The following is a 5,184-nucleotide window of genomic DNA, read 5'->3' as shown; positions in this document are numbered from 1 at the left end:
TGCAAATTAACAACCAGCGGAAAAGGCTGTTTTGCATCATATTTTTCCGGAACAAAAAGAGCATATCCCTGAACTCTGCCATCAATTTCCGAATAGTAACCGCGCAAAAATGTCCCTTTTTGATTGGCAAAGGGATTTCTTCCCACTTTTAATTCTGCTGCTGCTTGTTCGGCTTCCGTGAGCGCTGCTTCGATTTTATCTCGATACAGCGAAAAATTTCCCGGCGCATCACAATCATCCAATTGTTGTTTTAGTTTAATGAGCATGACATTTAAATTGGCGAGGTCATTTTTTTCTTGCGCCGAGCCAGAAATCGCCATTTGCGAATCATACCACTTTTCCAGTTTTTCCAGTCGGTGTGCAAATTTCTCAAATTCCTGAAACAAAATTTCAAATTGCACATTTCCCAAAAATATCATCTTCCCGGCGCTCTCCAATTCTGCGCGCAATTGATATTTGCCATCATCAAATTCGGCAATATCGAGCACTTCTAAATGGTAAATTTCACCAAATTCGTCCGCTTTTGCATTTCGCTCTATCAACTTAATTTCATTTTGTTCGCTATTAAAAATTTTGATTTTCAAAAGCAAATCACTGCCGGGCAATTGCGCAAATGATTTATTGGCAAAAACTTCAATTTTTGTCATTTTGGGGGAGAGAAAAACCTGTTTCTCCAACCGCACATAACCAGCCATTTTCTGATTTTGCTGAACCAACCCGCCCTTTAAACTCGCGCGCCAGAGCCATTTTGCGTTTTCGGAAATGATTTCATCATTTTTAGACAATTTCATAGCCGAATGAATAAAATTTAGTGCCTCACTCCAGTTTCCGCGCTCCGCTTCAATGAGAGCCAAATTGTTTGCCACTGCCGGACTCGTTTTGAGCTTTAGCAACAGACTTTTTGCTTTTTGCAATTCGGACTTTTGGAAAAATTGATATGCCCTCTGACAAATTTTTTCTTCACCTTGATTTTCTCCCGCATGCCATCGCCAGATTTTTTGCACGGGAATTTTGCTGTAAATATCAAAATTATCAATTTCCACCCGCGAACCGCCGGACTGCATCACTGTTAAGGCAAAGTTCAAATTCTCCGGAATCAATCCGGGCAAATCAGAAGCGAATGCAGTATAAAATTTCGGTTCATCGGATTTCTCTCCCTGCCAGATTTTGGCGCCGATGCGCACCGGATTTTCACCGCGCACATCCAACCGTAGCCATTGCCACTGGTCGAATTTGACTTCCCCGGCGCAGGTCTGAAATAATTTGCGCGGCAAATGAGCGACTAAATTTTTAACAATTGAGATGCGACCTTCTTTGTCAATTTCCAGTCGATAGTTACTAACTCCCTGATGGCGAAAATCGATAATGAACAGAAAATCCTTTTTTGCAATCGGCTTGAAACGCATCACAGCAGAAAAATCGCGGTTAACAATCGCATCTTTGAAATCAGGCAAAATTGCCACAATTCCTTTCTCCGGCTCCTGCGAATCAACGGAAATCAATTTTCCGTCTTTGATTTGCCAGACGCCAAAGCCCCAGGCAGTCATGTCTTTCCAGTTCGTCAATTTTTCCGAGCGAAAATCTTCATGGAAAATATCGCCCCTGCCAAGTTCCTGATTCCAACCTTCACTCATATTCATCGATAACCAAAATCCCATTGTTAAAATTATTTGAATGAAAAGCTTCATTCTTTTTTCCGATTTAAAATTTATTGAACTTCTGGATATTTTATTGTTAGCACCTTAAATCACGAAGAAAAAAATATATTCTCACGAAGTCACAGAGACGCAAAGATTTTTTAACTAACTTTTATTGTTCGTATTGTCCAAAACCTTTCAAAGGTTTGAAACCTTTGAAAGGTTAAATCTCAATGGTCAGTTGGGCTTCGTGCTTTTCCTGCACTTCATGGTTTTTCAAATTTGTTAAAGACCAGTTACAAAAATAAAGAAAACTTGGCGTCTTCGCGTCTTTGTGAAAGACCTTTTCATCCTCAAACAAAAGCGCAAAGAAAAAATTCTTCACTTTCTGGATTTATTTTCTTTGACAAAAAACAATTTCGCCGCTCCCAGAACACCGCTGGTTTCAATTCCTTTTGCTTGAATGACGGGGATGGAAATATTCAACGCTTGTTTCAATGGCAGCGCAAAAAGCCCAAATGAGCGGGCGATTTGGCCTCCGACGATAAAACATTCAGCCGAAAACTCTTGAACGCAAGTCCGCGCAGCAGTGCCTAAAATTTCTCCTGTCTCCCGAAAAACCGTTATTGCTTCGGTTTCGCCGTGAAGCGCTCGCTGCGCAATTTCGCGGACGTCAATTTTATCTTCGCGGGAACCTTTGATTTCAAAATAACGGCGCAAAATTCCCCGGCGAGAAACTCTGTCATCCAGAATCCCCTCGTTGTATTTCAACCCGCCAATCCACGCCAGTTCCGGAACGCCATTTCCTGAGTCCACTGCCTCGTCTCCGATGAAAAAAGCAGAACCCAGACCCGTGCCGAGCGTCACGCCGATGACTCTCCGGAAAGACTTTGCGGCTCCCTGCCAGATTTCACCGCGCACAAAACTCCAGGCATCAATTTCAAAATAAATCGGAAAATCAGACGGCAAATGCAGTCGCTGACGAAATTCTCGCCGCAAATCAACTCCGTAAATGGATTCGTATTTGTCCACGCCCTTGATGAGCGGGATTCCGGCTTCAGCATCGAGAGGTCCCGGCATTCCGATGCCAATTCCCTGAATCTTCAGATTTCGCTCCCGCGCCCGAGCAAATAAATTTTTCATCGGCTCAACAAAAGATGCCAGAATCGTCTGCTGATCGCCATGCGAATCCACAGGCGTCAACTGGATGAAATTATCAACAATTTTCCCGGATGAAGTCACAAGCGCAGACTTTATCGACGTGCCACCGATGTCCATTCCGATGACAATTTTTTCACTCATTTTCAATTGCTCCGTAATGACCAAACTTTTCTGCTAAATCTGCCAATCGCCGCACTCTTTCCTGAGGAACTTGCGGCGCCACAGAACAAGCAGTGCTCAGAATGTAGCCCCCTCCGGGCATCCCGTCTGCGAGACATTTTTTCACCGCAGCTTCTATTTCATCATCGCTGCCGCGCAGCAAAATATTCACGGAATCGATATTTCCTTTCAAAAATAATTTATTACCCACTCTTTTTTTCGCGTCGGCGAGAGAGACATTTCCCAGCGGCGGCGGATCCATGCAGATCCATGCATTCAATGCCATCAACACCGGTTTCCGCGAAAACTTCTAATCGGTCAGAAATCGAACCGCAGGTGTGCAAATAGGAAAAACCGCCAGCTTCTTTAACCGCCAGGGCAATGCAGCGCACGGAATCAAATACGAGTTCTCGATACAGAGGCAGAGAAATGAACGATGAACCCGCGTAAGGAGACGAGATGTGAATGCTTTCGAGTCGTCCCAATTCGATTTGCGCTTTCGCCTGAGCAACGCATATTTTGTCAAAATAGCGGACAATCGCCTTGAATCGCTCCGCATCTTCCAGCAGAGCAATCAGCGCATCGTCCAGAACCGGAAACCACTGCAATGCTTTGGAGAATCCGTCTCCGACCCAGCCGCCGAGATGATATTTTTCGCCGATTATTTCCCGGGCGAGATGGGCGCTGTAAAAATTTTCCTCTGTGAAATCTAAATCCGGCAACTCCCACTTTTCCGGATCAGCGGTCTGAAAATCGTGCGAGCTATCGCCGACAGGCGGATTATTTATCAAATTGTCCAGAATCGGAGCTACAGCAGTTCCTTTCTTTAGCATGGGCAAATAAAGCAAGACACCGTCAAAACCATATCGCAAAGTGAGCTGACATTCAATTTCGACAAATTCTTCAACTGTTTCAGGAAATTTGCCATCCTCGCGCCCATTGCGAACAATGTGCTCCAGACTCAAAGGACACCAGACCGGAACGCGATCCGGGATTTTTCTCTGCATGGCGCGATTAATTCTTTCCCGCGGCGTCATGGCCTATCTTCTTTCCCAGATTATTTTTTTGAGAAATTCAATTAATTTAAGGCGCACAATTTCATTCGTTTCAGGATCTGGATTTTCCTTCCATTTTTCGTATAACCCCAGAATTTCGCTTTTTTCTTCGGAATTAATTTTCCCTCTTTCCGCCTCATCTTCTATCCATTCTTCAAAAGAACCCAGCCATTTTTTCGAAGAACCGATGTCATCCGGAGTTCGAATGAAATTTCTCCGATCGATTTTCCCAAAATAGAGTCGCGGCGGCTTCCCGTTTTCCGGAACAATCGCCACTTCGAACAACGGATCAATCTCCAGCACGCCGAGATGAAGCGGATTGCGATTATCTTTTTGAATTAAATTTTCGTCGATGGTTGCAGCTACAATCTGGCACACAAACAGTTGGTAATGATCCCCGACAGGAATAGATTTTTGAACTCGCGCCTCCAGATTGATCGGACATTCTTTGATGCCGGTCGGCTTCACTTTTTTCGACGCCAGCGGCGTCAATTCCGCGATTTCCAGTTCATTGATGCCGCGCGGGAACGGCAAACCCATCGCCCAGATTTTTTCCATCAATTCCGCGCCCGGATAGCTGATCACGCATTCCGGATTTTTGACAAGATTACGAAAAGCATCCCGAACAGGAATGTCGGGAACATCCCGGCTGCCCACGGAAAAGGCAAAATACCAGTTCGAACCCGATGGTTCTGCCAAAGAATTTACGCCAACGCACGTGCCGAGAGTGACCGGCGTGACATTTCCGTTGCCAAATTCGTCAATTGTAGAAATTAGATACGTAATTTGCGGTGGCTGCACAAAGCGATAGTTGAAACCTCTGTCTGATTTTTCTAAATCAAAATAAATTTGTGTCATGGTTAGTTCCGTTTTTTAGACAGGATTTACAGGATTTTATGGATTTAAATGCTGATGTGCCCAGATTTCCAAAAAATAAGTTTCAAATTTAAATCCTGCTCATCCTGTCGATCCTGTCAAATAAGAAATTCAATTCTTCCTGAGCCTCGCCTTCGCGATCATGCATTGACTCTTTCCCAAATTTACAATTTCATACCTGCCCAGACATGCCGGAACAATTATCGTCTCCGAATAATTGAAATCGAAAAATTTTTTCTCATCGTTTTTGTCAACAACCCTGACTCGCTCGCCTTCCACCAATGTCAAAACGTGAA

The 5,184-nt window shown here is 44.2% G+C and carries 6 protein-coding genes; all 6 read right to left on the bottom strand.

Annotated elements, in window-relative coordinates; all coding sequences use genetic code 11:
- Nucleotides 1–1,688, bottom strand: a 1,688-nt coding sequence (locus GXO74_12010; protein ID NOZ62392.1) for a hypothetical protein, incomplete at its 3' end; no start/stop codon positions are given.
- Between the two features lie 330 nt (nucleotides 1,689–2,018).
- Complete coding sequence (locus GXO74_12005) at nucleotides 2,019–2,939, bottom strand: ROK family protein (protein NOZ62391.1); 921 nt, start codon at nucleotides 2,937–2,939, stop codon at nucleotides 2,019–2,021.
- Nucleotides 2,932–3,243, bottom strand: a complete 312-nt coding sequence (locus tag GXO74_12000) for a hypothetical protein (protein NOZ62390.1) — start codon at nucleotides 3,241–3,243, stop codon at nucleotides 2,932–2,934. The genes GXO74_12005 and GXO74_12000 overlap by 8 nt, the downstream gene beginning before the upstream one ends.
- Nucleotides 3,161–3,994 (bottom strand): hypothetical protein, encoded by an 834-nt coding sequence (locus tag GXO74_11995; GenBank protein NOZ62389.1) that lies wholly within the window; start codon nucleotides 3,992–3,994, stop codon nucleotides 3,161–3,163. Before GXO74_11995 ends, GXO74_12000 begins: the two co-directional genes overlap by 83 nt.
- A 3-nt stretch (nucleotides 3,995–3,997) precedes the next feature.
- The gene (locus GXO74_11990; GenBank protein ID NOZ62388.1) at nucleotides 3,998–4,870 is read right to left on the bottom strand and encodes a flavin reductase family protein; all 873 of its coding nucleotides are present in this window, start codon (nucleotides 4,868–4,870) and stop codon (nucleotides 3,998–4,000) included.
- A 129-nt stretch (nucleotides 4,871–4,999) separates the two neighbouring features.
- On the bottom strand, nucleotides 5,000–5,184 hold a 185-nt coding region (locus GXO74_11985; protein NOZ62387.1), incomplete at its 5' end, for a hypothetical protein.

The organism is Calditrichota bacterium, assembly GCA_013152715.1.
In the GTDB taxonomy this organism is placed as follows: domain Bacteria; phylum Zhuqueibacterota; class Zhuqueibacteria; order Thermofontimicrobiales; family Thermofontimicrobiaceae; genus 4484-87.
The sequence above is the reverse complement of the archived record's forward strand: the minus strand, read 5'-3'. Positions and strand labels throughout refer to the sequence as shown.